17 protein-coding genes are annotated in these 19,085 nt (G+C 75.2%); 10 read left to right on the plus strand and 7 right to left on the minus strand.

Annotation, left to right across the window (positions count from 1 at the left end; genetic code table 11):
- Positions 1–8: 8 nt before the first annotated feature.
- The 5 genes from ACWDUZ_RS25925 to ACWDUZ_RS25945 are packed head-to-tail and all read left to right on the plus strand — an operon-like array spanning position 9 to position 5,059.
- Entirely contained in the window at positions 9–593 is a 585-nt protein-coding gene (locus ACWDUZ_RS25925) for a D-sedoheptulose-7-phosphate isomerase (protein ID WP_451634208.1), read from the plus strand.
- A 1-nt stretch (position 594) separates the two neighbouring features.
- Positions 595–1,995: a D-glycero-beta-D-manno-heptose 1-phosphate adenylyltransferase gene (rfaE2, locus tag ACWDUZ_RS25930; protein WP_451634209.1), complete on the plus strand. Its 1,401-nt coding sequence runs from the start codon at positions 595–597 to the stop codon at positions 1,993–1,995.
- Positions 1,992–3,272, plus strand: coding sequence for a glycosyltransferase family 9 protein (locus ACWDUZ_RS25935; protein WP_451634210.1), 1,281 nt, complete (start codon positions 1,992–1,994; stop codon positions 3,270–3,272). Before rfaE2 ends, ACWDUZ_RS25935 begins: the two co-directional genes overlap by 4 nt.
- An 18-nt stretch (positions 3,273–3,290) precedes the next feature.
- Positions 3,291–4,166 (plus strand): glycosyltransferase family 2 protein, encoded by an 876-nt coding sequence (locus tag ACWDUZ_RS25940; RefSeq protein WP_451634211.1) that lies wholly within the window; start codon positions 3,291–3,293, stop codon positions 4,164–4,166.
- On the plus strand, positions 4,163–5,059 hold the full coding sequence (locus ACWDUZ_RS25945) for a glycosyltransferase family 2 protein (RefSeq protein ID WP_451634212.1): 897 nt from the start codon (positions 4,163–4,165) through the stop codon (positions 5,057–5,059). The genes ACWDUZ_RS25940 and ACWDUZ_RS25945 overlap by 4 nt, the downstream gene beginning before the upstream one ends.
- Before the next feature lie 76 nt (positions 5,060–5,135).
- On the opposite strand, the gene ACWDUZ_RS25950 is transcribed toward ACWDUZ_RS25945, so the two are convergent.
- The 3 genes from ACWDUZ_RS25950 to ACWDUZ_RS25960 form a co-directional block, all read right to left on the minus strand.
- Positions 5,136–5,456, minus strand: coding sequence for a DUF3040 domain-containing protein (locus ACWDUZ_RS25950; protein ID WP_451634213.1), 321 nt, complete (start codon positions 5,454–5,456; stop codon positions 5,136–5,138).
- A gap of 64 nt (positions 5,457–5,520) precedes the next feature.
- Positions 5,521–6,441 carry a polysaccharide pyruvyl transferase family protein gene (locus tag ACWDUZ_RS25955; protein WP_451634214.1) on the minus strand — a complete coding sequence of 307 codons (921 nt, stop codon included), beginning with the start codon at positions 6,439–6,441 and terminating at the stop codon, positions 5,521–5,523.
- Positions 6,442–6,524: 83 nt separating this feature from the next.
- The gene (locus ACWDUZ_RS25960; RefSeq protein ID WP_451634215.1) at positions 6,525–7,262 is read right to left on the minus strand and encodes an MgtC/SapB family protein; all 738 of its coding nucleotides are present in this window, start codon (positions 7,260–7,262) and stop codon (positions 6,525–6,527) included.
- 161 nt (positions 7,263–7,423) lie between these two features.
- Here ACWDUZ_RS25960 and ACWDUZ_RS25965 point away from each other — a divergent pair, with 161 nt between their 5' ends.
- From ACWDUZ_RS25965 to ACWDUZ_RS25975, 3 genes are all read left to right on the plus strand, one after another.
- Positions 7,424–7,894, plus strand: a complete 471-nt coding sequence (locus tag ACWDUZ_RS25965; RefSeq protein ID WP_451634216.1) for a TIGR03668 family PPOX class F420-dependent oxidoreductase — start codon at positions 7,424–7,426, stop codon at positions 7,892–7,894.
- A gap of 139 nt (positions 7,895–8,033) precedes the next feature.
- Complete coding sequence (locus ACWDUZ_RS25970) at positions 8,034–8,450, plus strand: CBS domain-containing protein (RefSeq protein ID WP_451634217.1); 417 nt, start codon at positions 8,034–8,036, stop codon at positions 8,448–8,450.
- Between the two features lie 114 nt (positions 8,451–8,564).
- The gene (locus ACWDUZ_RS25975) at positions 8,565–9,746 is read left to right on the plus strand and encodes a winged helix DNA-binding domain-containing protein (RefSeq protein WP_451634218.1); all 1,182 of its coding nucleotides are present in this window, start codon (positions 8,565–8,567) and stop codon (positions 9,744–9,746) included.
- A gap of 94 nt (positions 9,747–9,840) precedes the next feature.
- On the opposite strand, the gene ACWDUZ_RS25980 is transcribed toward ACWDUZ_RS25975, so the two are convergent.
- The 3 genes from ACWDUZ_RS25980 to ACWDUZ_RS25990 form a co-directional block, all read right to left on the minus strand.
- Positions 9,841–10,668: a S1 family peptidase gene (locus ACWDUZ_RS25980; protein ID WP_451634219.1), complete on the minus strand. Its 828-nt coding sequence runs from the start codon at positions 10,666–10,668 to the stop codon at positions 9,841–9,843.
- A 240-nt stretch (positions 10,669–10,908) separates the two neighbouring features.
- Complete coding sequence (locus tag ACWDUZ_RS25985; RefSeq protein ID WP_451634220.1) at positions 10,909–13,722, minus strand: ATP-binding protein; 2,814 nt, start codon at positions 13,720–13,722, stop codon at positions 10,909–10,911.
- A gap of 277 nt (positions 13,723–13,999) precedes the next feature.
- A complete protein-coding gene (locus ACWDUZ_RS25990; RefSeq protein WP_451634221.1) occupies positions 14,000–14,863 on the minus strand; it encodes a response regulator transcription factor in 864 nt (287 codons plus the stop codon).
- Positions 14,864–15,002: 139 nt separating this feature from the next.
- On the opposite strand from ACWDUZ_RS25990, the gene ACWDUZ_RS25995 reads away from it, so the two are divergent.
- Entirely contained in the window at positions 15,003–16,676 is a 1,674-nt protein-coding gene (locus ACWDUZ_RS25995; RefSeq protein WP_451634222.1) for an AMP-binding protein, read from the plus strand.
- Complete coding sequence (locus ACWDUZ_RS26000) at positions 16,673–18,265, plus strand: AMP-binding protein (RefSeq protein WP_451634223.1); 1,593 nt, start codon at positions 16,673–16,675, stop codon at positions 18,263–18,265. Before ACWDUZ_RS25995 ends, ACWDUZ_RS26000 begins: the two co-directional genes overlap by 4 nt.
- Positions 18,266–18,309: 44 nt before the next feature.
- Here the strand turns inward: ACWDUZ_RS26000 and ACWDUZ_RS26005 are convergent, their stop codons facing one another.
- Complete coding sequence (locus ACWDUZ_RS26005; RefSeq protein WP_451634224.1) at positions 18,310–19,029, minus strand: hypothetical protein; 720 nt, start codon at positions 19,027–19,029, stop codon at positions 18,310–18,312.
- Between the last annotated feature and the right edge of the window lie 56 nt (positions 19,030–19,085).

The raw sequence follows: 19,085 nt of genomic DNA on the forward strand, positions 1-19,085 counted from the left end.
GTGACGTCATGAGCGTCGACACACCGGCCGTCGCCGGGCACTGCGACGAACTCCTCACCGCCCTCGGACGGTTCCGGCGCTGCGCGCACATCACCGAGCGCTGGGGCGAACGGCTTGCCGCCGTCCTCGGCGGCGGGGGACGGCTGCTGGCCGCGGGCAACGGCGGCAGCGCCGCCCAGGCCCAGCACCTCACCGCCGAACTCGTCGGCCGCTACCGCGACGACCGACCGCCGTTCTCCGCGATCGCCCTGCACGCCGACACCTCCAGCACCACCGCCATCGCCAACGACTACGGCGTGGACGAGGTGTTCGCCCGCCAGGTGCGCGCCCACGGCCGCCCCGGCGACGTCCTGATGCTGCTGTCGACCAGCGGCGCCAGCGCCAACCTGCTGTCCGCCGCCGACGCGGGCCGCGCCGCCGGCCTGCGTGTGTGGGCGCTGACCGGGCCGGCGCCCAACCCGCTCAGCGCGGGCAGCGACGAGGCGCTCTGCGCGGCCGGGGCCTCCACGGCCACCGTGCAGGAACTCCACCTGGTCGCGGTGCACATGGTCTGCGCGGCGTTCGACGCCGCACTCGCACGGGGCGGGAGGTGACATGACGGACAAGGCCCCCCTGGTGGTGGTCGGCGACGCCCTGCTGGACCGCGACCTGACCGGGCACGCCGACCGGCTGGCGCCCGACGCGCCCGTCCCGGTCGTCGCCGACTGCGCGCAACGGGTACGGCCGGGCGGCGCCGCCCTCGCCGCGTACCTGGCCGCCCGCGACGGCCGCGACGTCACCCTGATCACCGCTCTGGACGACGGCGCGGCCGGCCGGGAGCTGCGCCGGCTCCTCGACCCCTTGGTGACGGTCGTTCCGCTCCCGATGAACGGCGAGGTGCCGCAGAAGACCCGCGTCCTGGCCCAGGGCCGGCCGGTCGTCCGCCTCGACCACGGCGTCGGCCGCGCCCGTGAGGCCACCGACGAGGCCCGCGCCGTGCTCGCCGCCGCCTCCGCCGTCCTCGTCTCCGACTACGGCCGGGGCACGGCGGACACCCTGCGGTCCGAGCTGTGCCGGCGCCCCCCGGAGGTCTGGGACCCGCACCCGCGCGGAGGCCCGCCCGTGGCGGGCACCCGCCTGGTCACCCCGGCCCGCGCGGAGGCCCACGGTTTCACGGCCACGCTGAGCGCGGACCGGAACGACGGCGGCGGTGACGCGCCCCGGAGCGAACTGCACGACGTCGCCCACGAGGCGTGCGCGCTCGTGCGGCACTGGCGCGTCGCCGCGGTCACGGTGACCCTCGGCGCACGCGGCGCTCTGCTGTCGTACGGCGAACACCCCCTTCTGGTGCCGGTGCCCGCCGCCCACCACGGCGACCCGTGCGGCGCCGGCGACCGCTTCGCCGCCACCGCGGCCGGGCAACTCGCGGACGGCGCGCTCGTCGGGGAGGCCGTGGAGGGCGCCGTCACCGCAGCCACCGCCTTCGTGGGCGCCGGCGGGGCCGCCGGTCTGCTCGGCCCCCCGCGCGCCGCCGACACCGTGCCCCTGGCGGGCGCCCCGGACGACCCGGCCGGACTGGTCGCCGAGGTCCGGGCGGCCGGCGGCACCGTCGTCGCCACGGGGGGCTGCTTCGACCTGCTGCACGCCGGACACGTCGGCCTGCTCCAGGCCGCCCGGCGGATCGGCGACTGCCTGGTCGTCTGCGTCAACTCCGACACCTCCGTACGCCGCCGCAAGGGCGAGGGCCGGCCGGTCAACCCGCTCGCCGACCGTGTCCGGGTGCTGCGCGCCCTGGCCTGTGTCGACGCCGTCGCCGTCTTCGACGAGGGCACGCCCGAACGCCTCCTCGCCGAACTCCGCCCCGACGTCTGGGTCAAGGGCGGCGACTACACCGGCGCCGAACTTCCCGAAGCGGCGCTCCTGGACGCGTGGGGCGGCCAGGCCGTCCTGCTCCCCTACCTCGACGGCCGCTCCTCGACGGCCCTGATGGCCAGGGCGGCGGAGGGCGCGCGATGACCGGAGCCCCTTGTGAGCCGCCCGCGGCGGCACACCCGCCGACCGGGCCGCACGGGGACCTGCGCGGCGCCGCGCGGCCCACGCCCGAGAAGACGCCGGAGGCGCGACCCGAGGCGGTCCGGACCGGGCGCGGGGACGTCCCGCGGCGCCCGGCACCGGCGGGCGCGGGCGGCGCGAGCGGGCCGGTGGCCGGTCGTGAGCCTGCGCGCGGGTCCGGCGCGTGCGGGCCGGCGGGTGGGAGCGGCGCCGGTGGGCCGGCGGCCGGCGGCGAACCCGCGGGAGGGTCCGAGGAGAACGAGCCCGGTGCGGCGGCCGGGACCCGCACCGTCGGAAGCCGGCGGCTGCTGGTGCTTCGGGCGCTCGGTCTCGGGGATCTGCTGGCCGGGATTCCGGCGTTGCGGGGGCTGCGGCGGGGGTTTCCCGGACATGAGATCGTGCTGGCCGCGCCCGCCGGGCTCGGGCCGCTCGCGGCGGCGACGGGGGCCGTGGACCGGCTGCTGCCCGCCTCCGCGCCCGGACGGGCCGTACCGAGCGCCCTCGACTGGACCGGCCCGCCCCCCGAGGTGGCCGTCGACCTGCACGGCAACGGGCCGCCCAGCCACCGGCTCCTCGCCGGTCTGGGCCCCGGGCGGCTGCTCGCCTTCGCGCATCCGGAGACACCCGGCGTCGAGGGCCCGGCCTGGTACGCCGACGAGCACGAACGGGACCGCTGGTGCCGGCTGCTGCGGTGGTACGGCGTCCGCGCCGACCCCACCGACCTGCGGCTGCCGCCGTCCAGCACCCGCTCCCCGGCCCCCGGCACGGTCGTGCTGCACCCCGGCGCCGGATCGCCGGCCCGTCGCTGGCCGGTCCACCGGTTCGCGGCCGTCGCCGAGGCCCTGCGCGCCCGCGGGCACCGGGTCGTCGTCACCGGGGGAGCGGACGAGGGCGACCTCGTCGCCGGCCTCGCCAAGAGGGCCCGGCTCGCCGACACCGACGTCTTCGGCGGCCTGCCCCTCGCACGGTTCTCCGCACTGGTCGCCCACGCCCGTGCCGTCGTCAGCGGCGACACCGGCATCGCGCACCTCGCCGTCGCCCACGCCACCCCGTCGCTCACGCTGTGCGGCCCGGTCCGGCCCGGCCGCTGGGGGCCGCCCCCCGACGACCCCCGCCACCGCGCCCTGTGGCACGGCCCGGAGGGCGACCCGCACGGCCGCCGCCCCGACCCCGCGTTGCTCGGGATCGGTGTCGAAGAGGTCCTGGACGCCTTCGACGCGCTTCCCGAGCCGACGAACTGACCTAGGTGGACCAGCCCCATGGAACACGCACCCGTCGGCGTGGTCATCGCCACCCGCGATCGCTCCGCAGGCCTCGCCGCCACCCTCCGCCACCTGCTCGTCCTTCCCGAACACCCGGAGATCGTCGTCGCGGACAACGCTTCCACGGACGACACCCGCGCGCTGCTCGCCCGCGACTTCCCACAGGTGAGGGTCCTGCCGCTGCCGTTCAACCGCGGTGCCCTCGCCCGCACGCACGGCGTACGCGCCCTGCGCACCCCCTGCGTGGCCTTCAGCGACGACGACTCCTGGTGGGCTCCCGGCGCCCTGGCTCGGGCCGCCCGCCTCTTCGACGACCACCCCCGGCTCGGCCTGATCGCCGCCCGCACCCTCGTCGGCCCCGAGCAGGAACCCGACCCGCTGAACAAGGTGCTCGCCGACTCCCCGCTCGGCGAGGCCACCGATCTGCCCGGCACCCAGGTCCTCGGCTTCCTCGCCTGCGCCTCGGTCGTCCGCCGCACCGCCTACCTCGACGCCGGCGGCTTCCACCCGCTGCTCTTCTTCGGCGCCGAGGAGACCCTGCTCGCCTACGACCTCGCCGCGCGCGGCTGGGGCGTCACCCACTGCCCCGACCTCGTCGCCCACCACCATCCGGCACCCGGCCCGCGCGCCGACCGCCCCGCGGTCATGCGCCGCAACGAACTCCTCACGGCCTGGCTGCGCCGGCCCCTGCCGCACGCCCTCGCCCGTACCCGCGCCCTGGCCGCCGACGCCCGCCACGACCCGCAGGCCCGGCGTGCCCTGCACGAGACGCTCACCCGCCTGCCCGCCGCCCTCCGCGCCCGCCGCGCCCTGCCTCCGTACCTCGAGCGCGCCGCCCACCTGCTCGACGCGGACCGCGGAGGCCCCCGATGACCGATCCGCGCACCACCGTCGTGGTCATCACCCACAACCGGCGCCCCGAACTCCTGCGCACCCTCGACCGCCTCGCCAGGCTCCCCGAACAGCCCGAGGTGATCGTCACCGACAACGGCTCCACCGACGGCACCTCCGCCGCGGTGGCCCACCACCACCCGCGGGTACGGCTGCTGCGCCCCGGCCGCAACCTCGGCGCGGTCGGCCGCAACCTGGCCGTACGTCAGGTCCGGACCCCGTACGTGGCCTTCTGCGACGACGACTCCTGGTGGGCGCCCGGCGCGCTGTCGGGCGCCGCCGACCTCCTGGACCGGCACGCCGCGCTCGGCTGCGTCACCGCCCGTATCCTCGTCGAACCCGACGGCACCGAGGACCCGATCGTCGAGGAGCTGCGCAACTCTCCGATCCTCGGGCCGTGTTGGCTGCCCGGACCGGCGCTCGGCTCGTTCCTCGCCGCGGCGACCGTGCTGCGCACCGACGCCTTCCGGCGGGCGGGCGGCTTCCACCCACGGCTGTGGCTCGGCGGAGAGGAGGAACTGCTGGCCGCGGACCTGGCCGCCGACGGCTGGTGGCTGACCTACGCCGAACAGCTGACGATCCATCACCGTCCGAGCGCCGTGCGGGACTCCACCCGTCGCCGACGGGACGGCATCCGCAACACCCTGTGGTTCACCTGGCTGCGCCGGCCGGCGGGGCCCGCGCTGCGCCGCACCCTGCACCTGGCCCGCACCGTGCCCCGCGACAGGGCGTCCCTGCGCGCCTTCGCCGCGGCGGCGGCCGCGCTGCCCTGGGTGCTGCGCGAGCGGCGCGTGCTGCCGCCGGAGGTGGAGGGGCGGCTGCGGCTCCTGGAGGACAGCCAGCGCCGGTCGAGGGCCCGCCGTTACACAGGCTGACGTCGCACCGGGACGGGAGGCACCGGAACGGGAGGGCGTCCCGTCCCGGTGCGGACCACGTCCGGGAGGATCTCGCTCAGGACGTTCGTGATCGCCGGCACAGCAGCCGGAAGACGGCGTACAACGCCACCGGGTACACCACGGCGAACGCCCAGATCACCCCGGGGTCCGAGGTGACGATGCCCGCCGTCATCAGGGCGACGGAGACGGCCAGCAGGGCCACCACCGTCCACCGCCGGGGCGCGTACCGCGCCACCCGGAAGGCCACTTGGGCCAGGTCCGGGCCCCGGCGGCGCGAGGCGCGCAGCCGCCGGACCAGTCGGCGGTCACGGCTCAGGGCGCGCTCAATCTCGTCCAGTATCCGCTGTTCGTGATCGGGGAGTCGGCTTGTCGACACTGTTGCTCCTACAGGGACCGGGCTACCTGCCGCGTCCCGCTCCGAGTGCCCGCGCGTCCCCGTGCTAACCGGAGCGCGGCGGCCGCAGTGCCGCCGGCAGACCCTCCGCGCCGTCCCGCCCGGCGTCCGCCGCGAACGCCTCGCACAGCCGCCGCGCCGCCGCCCGGCCGGACGTCAGGCACCAGTCCCACCAGCGGTCCAGCTCGGTGGTGGCCAGCCGTTCCGCAGGCACCAGCGCGGGCCAGCCGCAGGCACGTGCCTGGGCGGTCACCTTCGCGCCGCCGGCGACGGGGTCCACGGCCAGCGCGGGCGTGCCGGCCCGCAGCGCGAGCACCATCCCGTGCAGCCGGTCGGTGACCACCAGATCCAGGCGGACCAGGACCGACTGGAGCTGGGCGGGGGTGGCGCACAGCCGCCAGTCGCGGGTGTCGAGCCGGGTCTCCAGCTCCAGTCGCGCGCAGTCCCGGCCGTGCAGCCAGGCGGTCACCTCCCGGGCGACTTTGTCGTGGCGGCGGGCCGGCCCGTACTCGTGCTGCCCGTGGGTGAGGACCACGCCGACCACCGGCCGCGCCGGCAGGGCGGGGGCGCCCGCCGCCAGGTCCAGGGCGGGGTCCGCCGCCGGGGTGTCGCGGGCGAGCACGCGATGGAAGCCGGTGACGGCCGGGCTGCCCGGGTCGATCACCGAGACGCCCACGGCGACCCGCACGCAGTGCGCGAACCTGCGGTGCAACCGCTCGATCTGCGGTCCGTGCAGCGGCCCGCACACGAACACCAGCCGCCCGTACCGCTCGGGCCGCACGTCCTCCAGATGCAGCCCGCCGGGCCGGAACCCGGGGCTCCAGGCGACGTCGTACGCCGGTCCGGTCCGCCGCAGCACGTCCTCCACCCGGTGCAGCGCCAGAACGTCCCCGGCGGTCGCCTCCCCGTCCGGGAAGCTGAACCACCCCGTCAGCAGAGTCCGCGGCTCGTCCTGTCGCCGGTGCACAGTGCGACCCGGGTGCCCGGCCGCCCCGATGCCATGCACCACATACGACCGCCCGGGCGCGAGCCGCTGGACGGGGGCAGCCCTCAGCTGTCGTCCTCCTCCTCGCCCAGCCCGAGCCGCACGTCGATGACCCCCTCGTCGTGGAAGAGTTCGGAGGCCAGTTGTGCCGCGTCGGCGGTGCCCTCCAGGCGCAGCAGCACCCGCGCGGCGGCCTCCGTGCGGCCGGGCAGCCGGTCGGCCCTGACCTCCAGGATGCGAAAGCCGCGCTGGGTGCAGGCCTCCAGCAGCCGTGGCAGCAGCGCCCGGCCGGTCAGATACGTCAGCCGCACCTCGACCGTGCCGGGCACCCCGCCGCCGGTGAACCGCGCCGCGATGTGCGGATAGCCGCGCGCGACGAGGAAGTGCAGCGCGGTGGTGGCCAGGGCGAGGATCGGCAGTGAGCCCCCGCAGGCCATGCCGACCGCGCAGGTCAGCCAGATGGTGGCGGCGGTGGTCAGCCCCCGCACCGCGCTGCGCCGGACGAAGATCAGACCGGCGCCGATGAAGCCGATGCCGGAGACGATCTGGGAGGCCACCCGGGACGGGTCGAAGGACACGTCCGGCAGGCCGAGCACACTGGTGAAGCCGTGCTGCGACACCTCCATCATCAGCGCGCTGGCGACCCCGACCAGGGTGTGGGTGCGCAGACCCGCGCTCTTCTGCTGGGCCTCCCGCTCCCAGCCGATCAGGCTCGACAGCAGGAGTGCGAGCCCGAGCTCGGCCAGTTGGCGCAGGCCCTGCCCGTTGCCCACGTCCCACAGCGGAACCGCAAGCCACGGCATGCCTCTCCCTTCGTCGGGTGCCCCACCGGCCCCTGCCGCCCATTGTGTGGCCGGTCGGCTCCGGAACGGGTACCCGGCGCGGCGGGCGGACACGGTCACGGTTCGGTGACACCGACCCGGTCACGGACACCGACACGGCAACGAGGAGGGGAGGGAGGCCCGTGCCACGGATGGACCCCGACCAGGCGCGGCGGCGCTTCGCGGCCGCCCGGGTGGCCCGGCTGGCCACGGTGGACGGGGCCGGGCGCCCGCACCTGGTGCCGGTGGTGTTCGCCACCGACGGCGCCGACCGCATCGTGACGGCCGTCGACCGCAAGCCGAAGCGCACGAGGCGCCTCAAGAGGCTGCGCAACATCGAGGCCGACCCGGCCGTCTGCCTGCTCGCCGACGGTTTCGACGAGGACTGGGACCGCCTGTGGTGGGCCCGCGCCGACGGCGACGCCCGGATCGTGCCCCCGGACACGCCGGACACCGGGGCCCGGGAGCGGTACGAGGCCGCCCTCGCCGGGCTGCGCCGCAAGTACCCGCAGTACCGGCAGGCCCCGCCGGACGGACCGGTGATCGAGGTCGCCGTCCACCACTGGACCGGCTGGCTGGCGGGCCCCGCGCCGGAGCCGGAGCCGGCGGGATGAGCGGCCGGCGAGGGGCCCGCGGGCAGGCTCAGGGGGCCTGCCCGGGTGGTGGACGGCCCGGGTGGCCGGTTTGGGACCGCCCTTTCTGGCTACGCGGCGGGCAGCAGGCCGTCCGTGGACCCGTTGCGGGAGGTACCCCATGACTCACCGAGTGCGCGATGTGATGTCTCCCGGCGCGGTGGCCGTCGAGCCCATGACCACGCTGGAGAAAGCCGCTCGCGTGATGCGCGAACAGAACGTGGGCGATGTCCTGGTGTCGTACGACTGCGACCTGTTCGGCGTCCTCACCGACCGCGACATCGTGACCCGGGCCGTGGCCTACGGCAGCGACCCGCACACCACCACCGCCGGGGCGGTCTGCACCAGGCCCCCCGTCGTCACCCTGTCGCCCGACGACACCACCGATCACGCGGCGGAGCTGATGCGCCAGTACGCCGTGCGCCGGCTGCCCGTCGTCGAGCACGGCGGCTGCCCCGTCGGCATGGTGAGCCTCGGTGACCTCGCGGCCACGGAGGAACCGGAGTCGACCTTGGCGGACATCCGGAAGGCTGACTGACGGCGCGGCGGACCGGCCGGCGGATCCGCAATCCTGTCGCCGGTGCCCCGAAGCCCTGGTGGACGTTCCGGCAAGAGGACAGAACCTGTCCTCGATCGGCGTTACCGTGCTGGCATGACCAAGAGGCCGACGACCGCCACGACGCGCCGTACGAAGAATGCGCCGACGGCCCCCGTGCTGGGGGTCCGCGCGCTCAACCGGGCCACCCTGGCCCGGCAGTTGCTGCTGGCCCGCTCCACGCTGGACGCCGGGGCCGCCGTGCGGCATCTCGTCGGCCTCCAGGCGCAGAACGTCCGACCGCCGTACTACGCCCTGGCCGCCCGGCTCGACGGCTTCGCACCCGAGGAGCTGTCCCGGCTGATGGCGGGCCGCCAGGTCGGCCGCATCGTCACCGTGCGCTCGACCATCCACACCCACACCGCTGACGACTGCCACTCCCTGCGCCTCCTCGTCCAGCCCGCCCGCGAGCGCGAACTCGCCCTGTTCCGCCGGGGGCTCGCGGGCGTCGACCTGAAGCGGCTCGCGGCGCTCGCCCGCGACCTGGTCGAGACCGAGCCGCGCACGATGGGGCAACTGCGCGAGGCGCTGTCGGCGACCTGGCCGGACGCCGACCCGCAGGCCCTCGGCATCGCCGCCCGCTGTCTGCTGCCGCTCGTCCAGGTGACCCCGCGCGGACTGTGGGGCCGCAGCGGCCAGGTGTCCCTGACCACCGCCGAACGCTGGTTCGGCCGGCCCGCCGGGGAGACGCCCGCCATCGAGGAGGCCGTCCTGCGCTATCTCGGCGCGTTCGGCCCGGCCTCGGTGAAGGACATGCAGACCTGGGCGGGCCTGACCCGGCTGCGCGACGCCTTCGCACGCCTCCGCCCGAGGCTGGTCACGTTCCGCGACGAGAACGGCGCCGAACTCTTCGACCTCCCCGACGCTCCCCGCCCCGGTCCGGACACCCCGGCCCCGCCCCGTTTCCTGCCCGAGTACGACAACCTGCTCCTGTCCCACGCCGATCGCGCCCGCGTCGTCCCCCCGCGGTACAAGGGCCGCGCCATGACGGGCAACCAGGCCCACCGCGCCCTCCTCGTCGACGGCTTCCTGGCCGGGGTGTGGCGGCTGACGGACGACGCCCTGGTCGTCGAGGCGTTCGGCGAGCTGACCGCGCACCAGCGCCGGGACGTGACCGAGGAGGGACGGCGGATGCTGTCCGTCATGCATCCGGGTGCGCCGTACGACGTCCGGTTCGGCTCCGTCGTGGGGCGAGCACCGGCCCCGTCCGGGACCGGGAAGCCGGACGCCGGCCGCTGAGCGCCGAACACCGCTGTGGAGAGGGGGCGTTGCGGGCCGCTCGTGGTGGCTCGCAACGCCCCCTGGCATTCACCCGAGGGGTCCTCGGGGGCCTTCAGGAGCCGATCTGTGCCGTGACCAGCGTGGAGAAGGCGGTCAGCCGGGTGTAGACACCCGGATGGCCCGCCTTGGCACAGCCGTTGCCCCAGGAAGTGATCCCTGCCAGGACGCCCCCGACTAGCAGGGGACCGCCGCTGTCGCCCTGGCAGGTGTCTGTGCCGCCGGAGGAGTGTCCGGCGCAAACCATCTCGCTCGCGACGAAGTCGGAGCCGTAGGCGCTCGTGCAGTCGGTGTCGGACACGACCGGCACGGTCGCGGTCCGCAGCTGGTCGGAGACGGCGCCGCTCTCCGAGGTGGTGCCCCAGCCGAGGATGCGGGCGGTGGTGCCGGCCGCGTACACGTCCGTGTCGGTGGGGGAGACGTACGCCGCGGTGGCGTACGGCATCGCCTCCGTCAGCGTCAGGACGGCCACGTCGTCGCCGCTCGCGGAGTCGGTGAAGTCCGGGTCGATCCAGATGTCGCTGACCTCGCTCACCGTGCCGTCGGTGCCGTCGCGGTAGGTGCGCCCGCCGACCACCCGTACACCGCCGGTGGATTCGCCGGCCATGCAGTGGGCCGCAGTGACGACCTTCCGGGCCGCCACCAGGGTGCCGCCGCAGAACTGCCTGCCGGACGCGTCCGTGACCTGCATGACGAACGGGTACGCGGTCGTCGTGGTGGGCGTGCCGCCGACGATCGGCTGGGGGACGTCGTGCGCGGGGCGGGCGGCCGCCTCGGCGCCGGGAGCGGCGAGCAGCACGGTCGCGGCGCCGGCGGCGCAGGCCGCGAACGGGGCGGCGGTCCGTCTGCCGCGCGCCCGTCTGGCGCGGGTGGGGCCGAACATGCGTCTCCTCTTGGGGCAGGCCGGTGGGGGTTCGCACGGGTGGGGTGGAGCACGGACGTCCGACGATCCGGTGTGCGGACTCCCGTGTGCCCGGGCGAGCGGCACGTCCCTCACGCTAGGGTCGGGCGCACCCGCCTCCAATGAGGGAACCCCCTAGGGGGAGTTGGGCAGGGAAAACCCTCGGTCGCCCCGGCCCGGGGCCCTCACCGGATCCGTGCGGTCAGTCAACCCGGGCCGCGCTCACTTCGCGCGCCGGCCCGCCGCCAATCGGACGATGTCGACCCGGGAACGGATCCCCAGTTTGCGGTAGACCCGGGTCAGGGTGGCCTCGACCGTCTTCACACTGACGAACAGCCGTCCGGCGATCTCCCGGTTGGTCGCGCCCTCCATGACGAGCGCGGCGACCTGACGCTCCATCGCGGCCAGACCGTCCAGCACGGCCGGCCCGTCCGGTTCCGCGGGGGTGGCGTCCGGCTGCGCCGGACGGGTGGCGGCGTCCTCCACCCGGCGCAGCCAGGGCAGCGCGCGGCAGCGCCGGAACAGCCGCGCCGCCTCCTCGTACGACGTCGGGTCCGGCCGCCGGGTGCGCAGCCGGGCCAGCGCGAAGGCGGCCCGCGCCTCCTCCAGGCCGGTGCCCAGCTTCGCCAGCCGGTCCTGCGCGGACGTCAGCTGGGTGGCGGCGGCCTCGGTCTCGCCCCGGGCCGCGCGCACCAGCGCCTCGGACCGGTCCAGGACGGCCAGCACGCTCTCCCGGCCCAGCCGCCGCGCCTGCTTGCGCGCGACGTCGACGACCTGCTGCGCCTCGTCCGGACGGCCGACCAGCACCAGTGCCTCGGCGAGGTCGCCGTGCCAGCGGCCGCGCGCTGGGTCGGTGACGCCGAGCCCTTGCTCCAGCTCCCGCACCCGGCTCAGCGACGCCACGGCGGCCTGGGGGTCCCCGGCGACGAACTGGGCGTGGCCCAGGGCGGCCAGGGCGCGCGAGAGGTACATCTGGTCGCCGTCCTCCTCGGCGTGCCGGACCGCCTCCCGGGCCAGTGCCAGGGCCCGGCCCGTGTCGCCGCCGGAGGCCTCGGCGAAGCAGGCCAGCATCGCGGTGGGGCCCTCGCCGATGCCGGTGTCCCGGGCCAGCCGCAGGCTCTCCCGGGCCAGGTCCAGGGCCCGGCCGCAGTGCCCGGCGCGCAGTTCGGTCTCGGCGAGCAGACGCAGGAAGTGCACCTCGCTCTCGACCATGCCGCGCCGCCGCACCTCGCGCAGCAGGGCGCTGATGGTCGCCCGCGCCTCGGCCAGCTGGTCACTCATCAGCAGCCAGCGGAACCGGGCGGCGCCGACGCCGTTGTGGTGGCAGGCGACGTAAGGGTCCTGAGGCTCCTTCAGCGCGCGCCCGATGGTGGCCGGGGCGTCCGGGTGCCCCATCAGGGTCTCGGTGGAGGCCTGGAAGGCCAGTGCCATCAGTTCGGTGCGCCGGTCCCGGCCGCGCGAGGCCAGTTCGGCGGCGTGCGCGGCCTCCTGGCGAGCCTCCGCGAAGTCGCCCTCCACGACCAGGGCGCGCCAGGCCAACTGGTAGCGGACCAGGGCGAGCAGCCCCGGGTCGTCCCCGGCATCGGCCAGCGCCTGCGGGAAGGCGGCGTCCACGTCGCCGAGTGCCTGCCCGGCCGACTCGATCACGACCATCCAGGCCCGCACCCGCTGGGCGGGCACGGTGGCCCGGGCCAGCACCTCGCGGGCGGTGTCCCGGGCGAGGTCCACCTCGCCGGCCGTGATGGCGTCCTCGGCCGCCCTGAGTCGGCGCTCGTCCGGACCCGGGGTGCCGTCGGCAGGGGTGTGCCGGGCGGCCAGCAGCCCCAGCGAGGCCGCCACCGACGGGGCACCGCGGTCCCGGGCCAGCACGGCGGCCCCGGCGAGCCGGGCGGCCACGTCCGGGTCGGTGCCCGTGGTGGCCAGGGCCAGATGGCGGGCGCGCTCGATGGGGTCGGAGGCGGCGGTGGACAGGGCGGCGTGCGCGGCGCGGCGTTCCTGTGCAGGCGCCTCCGCGTACAGCGCGGCCGATATCAGCGGGTGCGCGAAGCGTACGGCCGGGCCCTCCGGCTCGGTGGCCAGCAGCCCCAGTTCGGCGGCCTGGGCGCACTCGGCCTCGGCGTTCTCCCGGCCGGCCGCGTGCAGCAGCGCCGGGGTGGGACGCGCGCCGGCGCTGGCCACGAGGAGGGTGCGGCGGGCGTCGGCGGAGAGCATCTCCAGGCGGCTGAGCACCAGGGCGCGCAGCGAGGTGGGCACCGGCAGCGGCTCGCCCGGCCGGGGCGGCGTGGGGTTCTCGGCCAGGGCACGGCCCAGTTCCTGGGCGAACAGGGGGTTGCCGCCGCTGGTGCGGTGGATCTCACGGACCGTGGAACGCGGCAGGCCGGTGTAGCCGCGCTGGTCGAGCAGGGCGGAGACCTGCCCGCGCGAGAGCGGGCCGAGGCGCACCGAGAGGGTGTCCGGTGGGCAGGTGCGCAGGTGGCGGTCGTACTCCTCGTCCTCGGTGCGCACCGCGCACAGCATCTGCACCGGGGCCTCGCCCAGCCGGCGGGCGGCGAAGCCGAGCAGCTCCGAGCTGGCCGAGTCCAGCCACTGGAGGTCGTCGGCGACGATCAGGACGGGGCCCTTCGCGGCGAGCGCGCGCAGCACGGACAGCACCGCCAAACGCAGGGCGAGTCCGTCGCGCTGGAGGGTGGACTCGCCGCGGCCGGTGAGCGCCGACTCCAGCGCGGTGCGCTGCGCGGCGGGCATGCTGCCGGCCACCTCGTCCAGGACCAGTCCGAAGAGGTCGGCCAGCGCCAGGAACGGCAGGTGCGATTCGGACTCGGTGGCGGAGCAGCGCAACACGGTGCGGGCCGGCGGGGCATATTCGGTGGCCAATGCCCGCAGCACGGTCGACTTTCCTATTCCGGCCGGCCCGTGCAGCAGCACACTGCCACCGCGCCCGAGCTGCTCGCGCGCCGCCGCGGACGGCTCCTCCTGGCCGATGACCAGCTCTGAGCGGCAGCCCGCAGGGCCCTTGAAGTCCCGTCGCACGGTCACCGCTCCCCTCGTGTCGTGTCCGGGCCAAATACTAGGCAACCCACCGTTGAATTTCGGAGTCCCGGCATGGTGAGGGAAATAACAGCACTCCTGGCAGAACCGAATTCAAACCGCACTCGATTGAATACCCGACCCGTGGGCGCGCCCCCTCGAAGGTACCGCGCTCACGGCGCTCGGGAGGTCTCCCGCCGGACCTCTCCCGCCGGCCGGTCACGGAAGCCGCCCGGCGCGGCAGACGGCCCCGGGCACGACGGCGGCACGCCGCACGGCCCGGGCCCTACGGCAGCACGCCCGCCCGGCGCGCCCTGGCCACGGCCTCGCCGCGGGTGTGGGCGCCGAGCTTGCGCATGGCCGAGCGCAGGTAGCTCTTCACCGTCTCCGGGCCGAGTCCCAGGCGGGCGGCGGCCGTGGCGTTCGTGGCGCCCGCGGCCACGCACGTCAGAACGTCCAGTTCCCGAGGGGCCAGCATCACGCCCTCCGGTGGGACGGGAGCCCGGGCCGAAGCCGGCGCCGCGGCGGAGGTGAGCAGGCCGCAGGCGTCGAGGAGCTCCGCGCGCAGCGCCGGGTCCGTGATCCTCGGGGCCAGGGCGCGCAGCGCCGCGTGGGCCTCGCGGACCTGCTCCCAGGCCGCGCCGCCCGCCGCATCCCCGTCCGCCGGATCCGGGCGCACCGCCGCCAGCAGGTCCCGCGCCTCCTCCCGCACCACCAGCGCCTGCTCCACGTCCCGCGCCACCGCCACCGCCGCGCCGAGCGTCCGGTCGCCGAGCGGCTGAGCCGTGCGCAGGGCGCCGTACAGCACACCGCGCACCCGGCGCCGTACCACCACCGGCACCGCCAGCACCGAGCGCAGCCCCTCCGTCGCCACCGCCGCGTCGTACTCGTGACTGATCTGCCGGGACAGCGAGTAGTCCGTCACCGCGCACGGCCGGGCCAGCGCGACCGCCTTGCCGCCGAGCCCGTTGCCGGAGGTCACCGCCAGCGCGCTGAGCGCGAGCGTCGCCGTGCCGGTCAGCTCGCTGATCCGTATCCGCGGCCGGCCCGGCTCGACCAGGCCGCCGAAGGCGACCGGAAGGCCCGTCGTGCGCCGCAGCCGCACCAGCGCACCCCGTATCTCCGCCGCCCCGGACGCGTTCGCCGTCACCTGCTCGCCCTTTCGTCACGGACCTGTGCCCACCACACCCCCGTTCGGGGGTGGTGAGACCCGCATCACGGATTACACGATGTGACAGAGCCGCCCCGCAATGGTCCGGAGCCAACCCGGGACCACCCATGGAGGACAGATGACGACGGCGACGGAGACCTTCCGCAGGGCCCGGGACTTCCTGCTGGAACACCGCGAGGACTACGCCACCGCCTGCGCCGGCTTCGAGTGGCCCCGCCCGGAGCACTTCAACTGGGCGCTGGACTGGTTCGACGTCGTCGCCGACGGGAACGACCGCACCGCCCTGCACATCGTCGAGGAGGACGGCACCGAGACCCGGCTCTCCTTCGCCGAGATGTCCGAGCGCTCCGACCGGGCCGCGAACTGGTTGCGCGCACGCGGCGTCGCCGCCGAGGACCGCATCCTCGTCATGCTCGGCAACCAGGCGGAGCTGTGGGAGACCGCCCTCGCCGCGATGAAGCTGCGGGCCGTCGTCATCCCCGCCACCCCGCTGCTCGGCCCCGCCGACCTGCGCGACCGCGTCGAGCGCGGCCGGGTCGGGCACGTGATCGTACGCGCCGAGGACACCGCCAAGTTCGCGGACGTGCCCGGCTCCTACACCCGGATCTCGGTCGGCGGCACGCCCCGGCCGGGCTGGGAGCCGTACGAGGACGCCTACGCCGCCCCGGCCGCGTTCGTGCCCGACGGCCCCACCCTCGCCGACGACCCGCTGATGCTCTACTTCACGTCGGGCACCACCGCCCGCCCCAAACTGGTCGAGCACACCCACACCTCGTACCCGGTCGGGCACCTGGCGACCATGTACTGGGTCGGCCTGAAGCCGGGCGACGTGCACCTGAACATCTCCTCGCCGGGCTGGGCCAAGCACGCCTGGTCCAACCTGTTCGCCCCGTGGAACGGGGAGGCGACCGTCTTCATCCACAACTACACCCGCTTCGACGCGACCCGGCTGATGGCCGAGATGGACCGCGCCGGCGTCACCACCTTCTGCGCCCCGCCGACGGTGTGGCGCATGCTCATCCAGTCCGACCTGAGCCGGCTCGCCACCCCGCCGCGCGAGGCGGTGGCCGCCGGCGAGCCGCTCAACCCGGAGGTCATCGAGCAGGTCCGCCGGGCCTGGGGGGTGACCATCCGGGACGGCTTCGGGCAGACCGAGACGGCCGTACAGGTCTCCAACAGCCCCGGCCAGCCGCTCAAGACGGGCTCCATGGGACGGCCCAGCCCCGGCTTCCGGGTGGAACTGCTCGACCCGGTGACCGGCGCCCCGGGGGCGACGGAGGGCGAGATCGCGCTCGATCTGTCCGTACGGCCCGTCGGCCTGATGGCCGGCTACCACGGCGACGCCGACCGCACGGCCGAGGCGATGGCGGGCGGCTACTACCGCACCGGAGACGTCGCCTCGCGGGACGAGGACGGGTATCTGACGTACATCGGACGCTCCGACGACGTCTTCAAGGCCTCCGACTACAAGATCAGCCCGTTCGAGCTGGAGAGCGCGCTGCTGGAGCACGAGGCGGTCGCCGAGGCCGCGGTCGTGCCCGCGCCCGACGCGCTGCGTCTGGCCGTGCCCAAGGCCTACATCGTGCTGGCGGAGGGCTGGCAGCCCGGCCCCGACACCGCGAAGGTGCTCTTCGAGCACTCCCGGCAGGTCCTGGCCCCCTACAAGCGCCTCCGCCGCCTGGAGTTCGGCGACCTTCCGAAGACCGTCTCCGGCAAGATCCGCCGCATCGAGTTGCGCGAGGCCACCGCCAAGGGTTCGGACAACGAGTACCGCGAGGAGGACTTCCGGTGAGCGCCGAGCTGTCGTACACCCACGGAACGAGCGAGACCGTCCTGCTCGGGGACACCATCGGCGCCAACCTCGACCGGGCCGTCGCGACCTGGCCGGACCGTGAGGCGCTGGTCGACGTGGCGTCCGGCAGACGCTGGACGTACGCACGGTTCGGGGCGGACGTCGAGGAACTGGCGCGGGCGCTGGCCGCGAGCGGCGTTCGCAAGGGGGACCGGGTCGGCATCTGGGCGGTCAACTGCCCGGAGTGGGTGCTGGTCCAGTACGCCACCGCCCGCATCGGCGCGATCATGGTCAACATCAACCCGGCCTACCGCACCCATGAGGTCGAGTACGTCCTCAACCAGTCCGGCATCTCGCTCCTCTTCGCCTCCGTCAGCCACAGGACGAGCGACTACCGGGCGATGGTCGACGAGGTCCGCGGGAGGTGCCCCGCGCTGCGCGAGGTCGTGTACATCGGCGACCCGAGCTGGCAGGCACTCCTCTCCCGCGCCACCACGGACGTCTCCCACGAGGCCCTGTCCTGCGACGACCCCATCAACATCCAGTACACCTCGGGCACGACGGGCTTCCCGAAAGGGGCCACCCTCTCCCACCACAACATTCTCAACAACGGCTATTTCGTGGGTGAGGCGATCGCCTACACCGAGCAGGACCGGATCTGCATCCCGGTGCCCTTCTACCACTGCTTCGGCATGGTGATGGGCAACCTGGCGGCCACCTCGCACGGCGCGTGCATGGTCATCCCGGCGCCGTCCTTCGACGCGAAGGCCACCCTGGACGCCGTCCAGCAGGAGCGGTGCACGTCGCTGTACGGCGTCCCGACGATGTTCATCGCCGAGCTGGGCCTCCCCGACTTCGCGGCCTACGACCTGTCCAGCCTGCGCACCGGCATCATGGCGGGCTCGCCCTGCCCGGTGGAGGTGATGAAGCGGGTGGTCGCCGAGATGCACATGGAGCAGGTCTCCATCTGCTACGGCATGACCGAGACCTCCCCGGTCTCCCTCCAGACCCGCATGGACGACGACCTCGAACACCGCACCGGCACCGTCGGCCGGGTACTGCCGCACATCGAGGTCAAGGTGGTCGACCCGGCCACCGGGACGACCCAGCCCCGCGGCACGGCGGGCGAGTTGTGCACCCGTGGCTACAGCGTGATGCTCGGCTACTGGGAGGAGCCCGCGAAGACCGCCGAGGCCATCGACCCGGGCCGCTGGATGCACACCGGGGACCTCGCGACGATGCGCGAGGACGGGTACGTCGAGATCGTCGGCCGCATCAAGGACATGATCATCCGCGGGGGCGAGAACATCTATCCCCGCGAGATAGAGGAGTTCCTCTACGGCCACCCGAAGATCCGCGACGTCCAGGTCGTCGGCGTACCGCACGAGACGTACGGCGAGGAGGTGCTCGCCTGCGTCATCCCGCTCGACGCGGAGGAACCGCCGACACTCCAGGAGCTGCGGGCCTTCTGCGCGGGCCGGCTGGCCCACTACAAGATCCCGAGCCGGCTGCAGATCCTGGACTCCTTCCCGATGACGGTGTCCGGGAAGGTCCGCAAGGTGGAACTGCGGGACGCCTACGGCGCCTGACGGGACGTGAACCCGCGTGCGGGCGGCGGCCACCCGGACAGGCCTCAGGCACCGGGACCGCCGCCGAGCGCGTCGGCCGGGTCGTTCAGCGGCCGTGGGACGCCGTCCCGCGCCAGGACGAACAACGCGACGCCCAGCTCGTCCGCGCGGGCGCGGGCCTGCTCGCTGTAGCCGGTGAGCGAGAAGTACACGCCGCCGGCGGACTCCGTCATGGCCGTCAGCCACAGGCACTCCACATCCCGCAGCGAGGCCGGCCGCACAGCGGGGTCCACATGGGCCACCAGCCCCCGGGCGGCCAGCCCGACCCCGGACGGGGGCCGCTGGTCCGCACGCCGGACGCCCTCGTAGCCCAGCCACCGCAGATACAGCGCGGCATCGGTCACCGCGTCCCGCGCGGTACGGATCCTCACGGGCCGGAACACCCCGCGCCTCCCGGTGGCAGGGCGCCGCCCGGCCGTGTCGCGGCGTCCGGCGCCGGAGCGGTGCGCCGTCCCGGGCTCGCGCGTGGCGCTGTCGCCGCGCTCCGCCCGCTCTCCTCGCTGCCGCGCGCGCTCGCCGTGACCCGGGGCGGCCTGGTCCCCGGAGCGCGCCCCGCTCCCCATCCCCGCTCGGTCCCCGGTCCCTTCCGTACCGGCTCCGCCCGGCGGGATGCGCAGGGTCGTGCCACAGGGGCAGGCCAGTTCGGGCGGGGGCCACCGGTCGTGGCCGCGGCGGACGTGTTCGCGCCGGCAGGCCGGGCAGCGCACCGGCACGCTCTCGGGCATGACCCAACTCCAAGGCGTCGCATCGAGGTCGCGTTCGAGGCCGTCCGCGAGTCCGC

It is taken from the genome of Streptomyces sp. NPDC003393 (assembly GCF_053589015.1).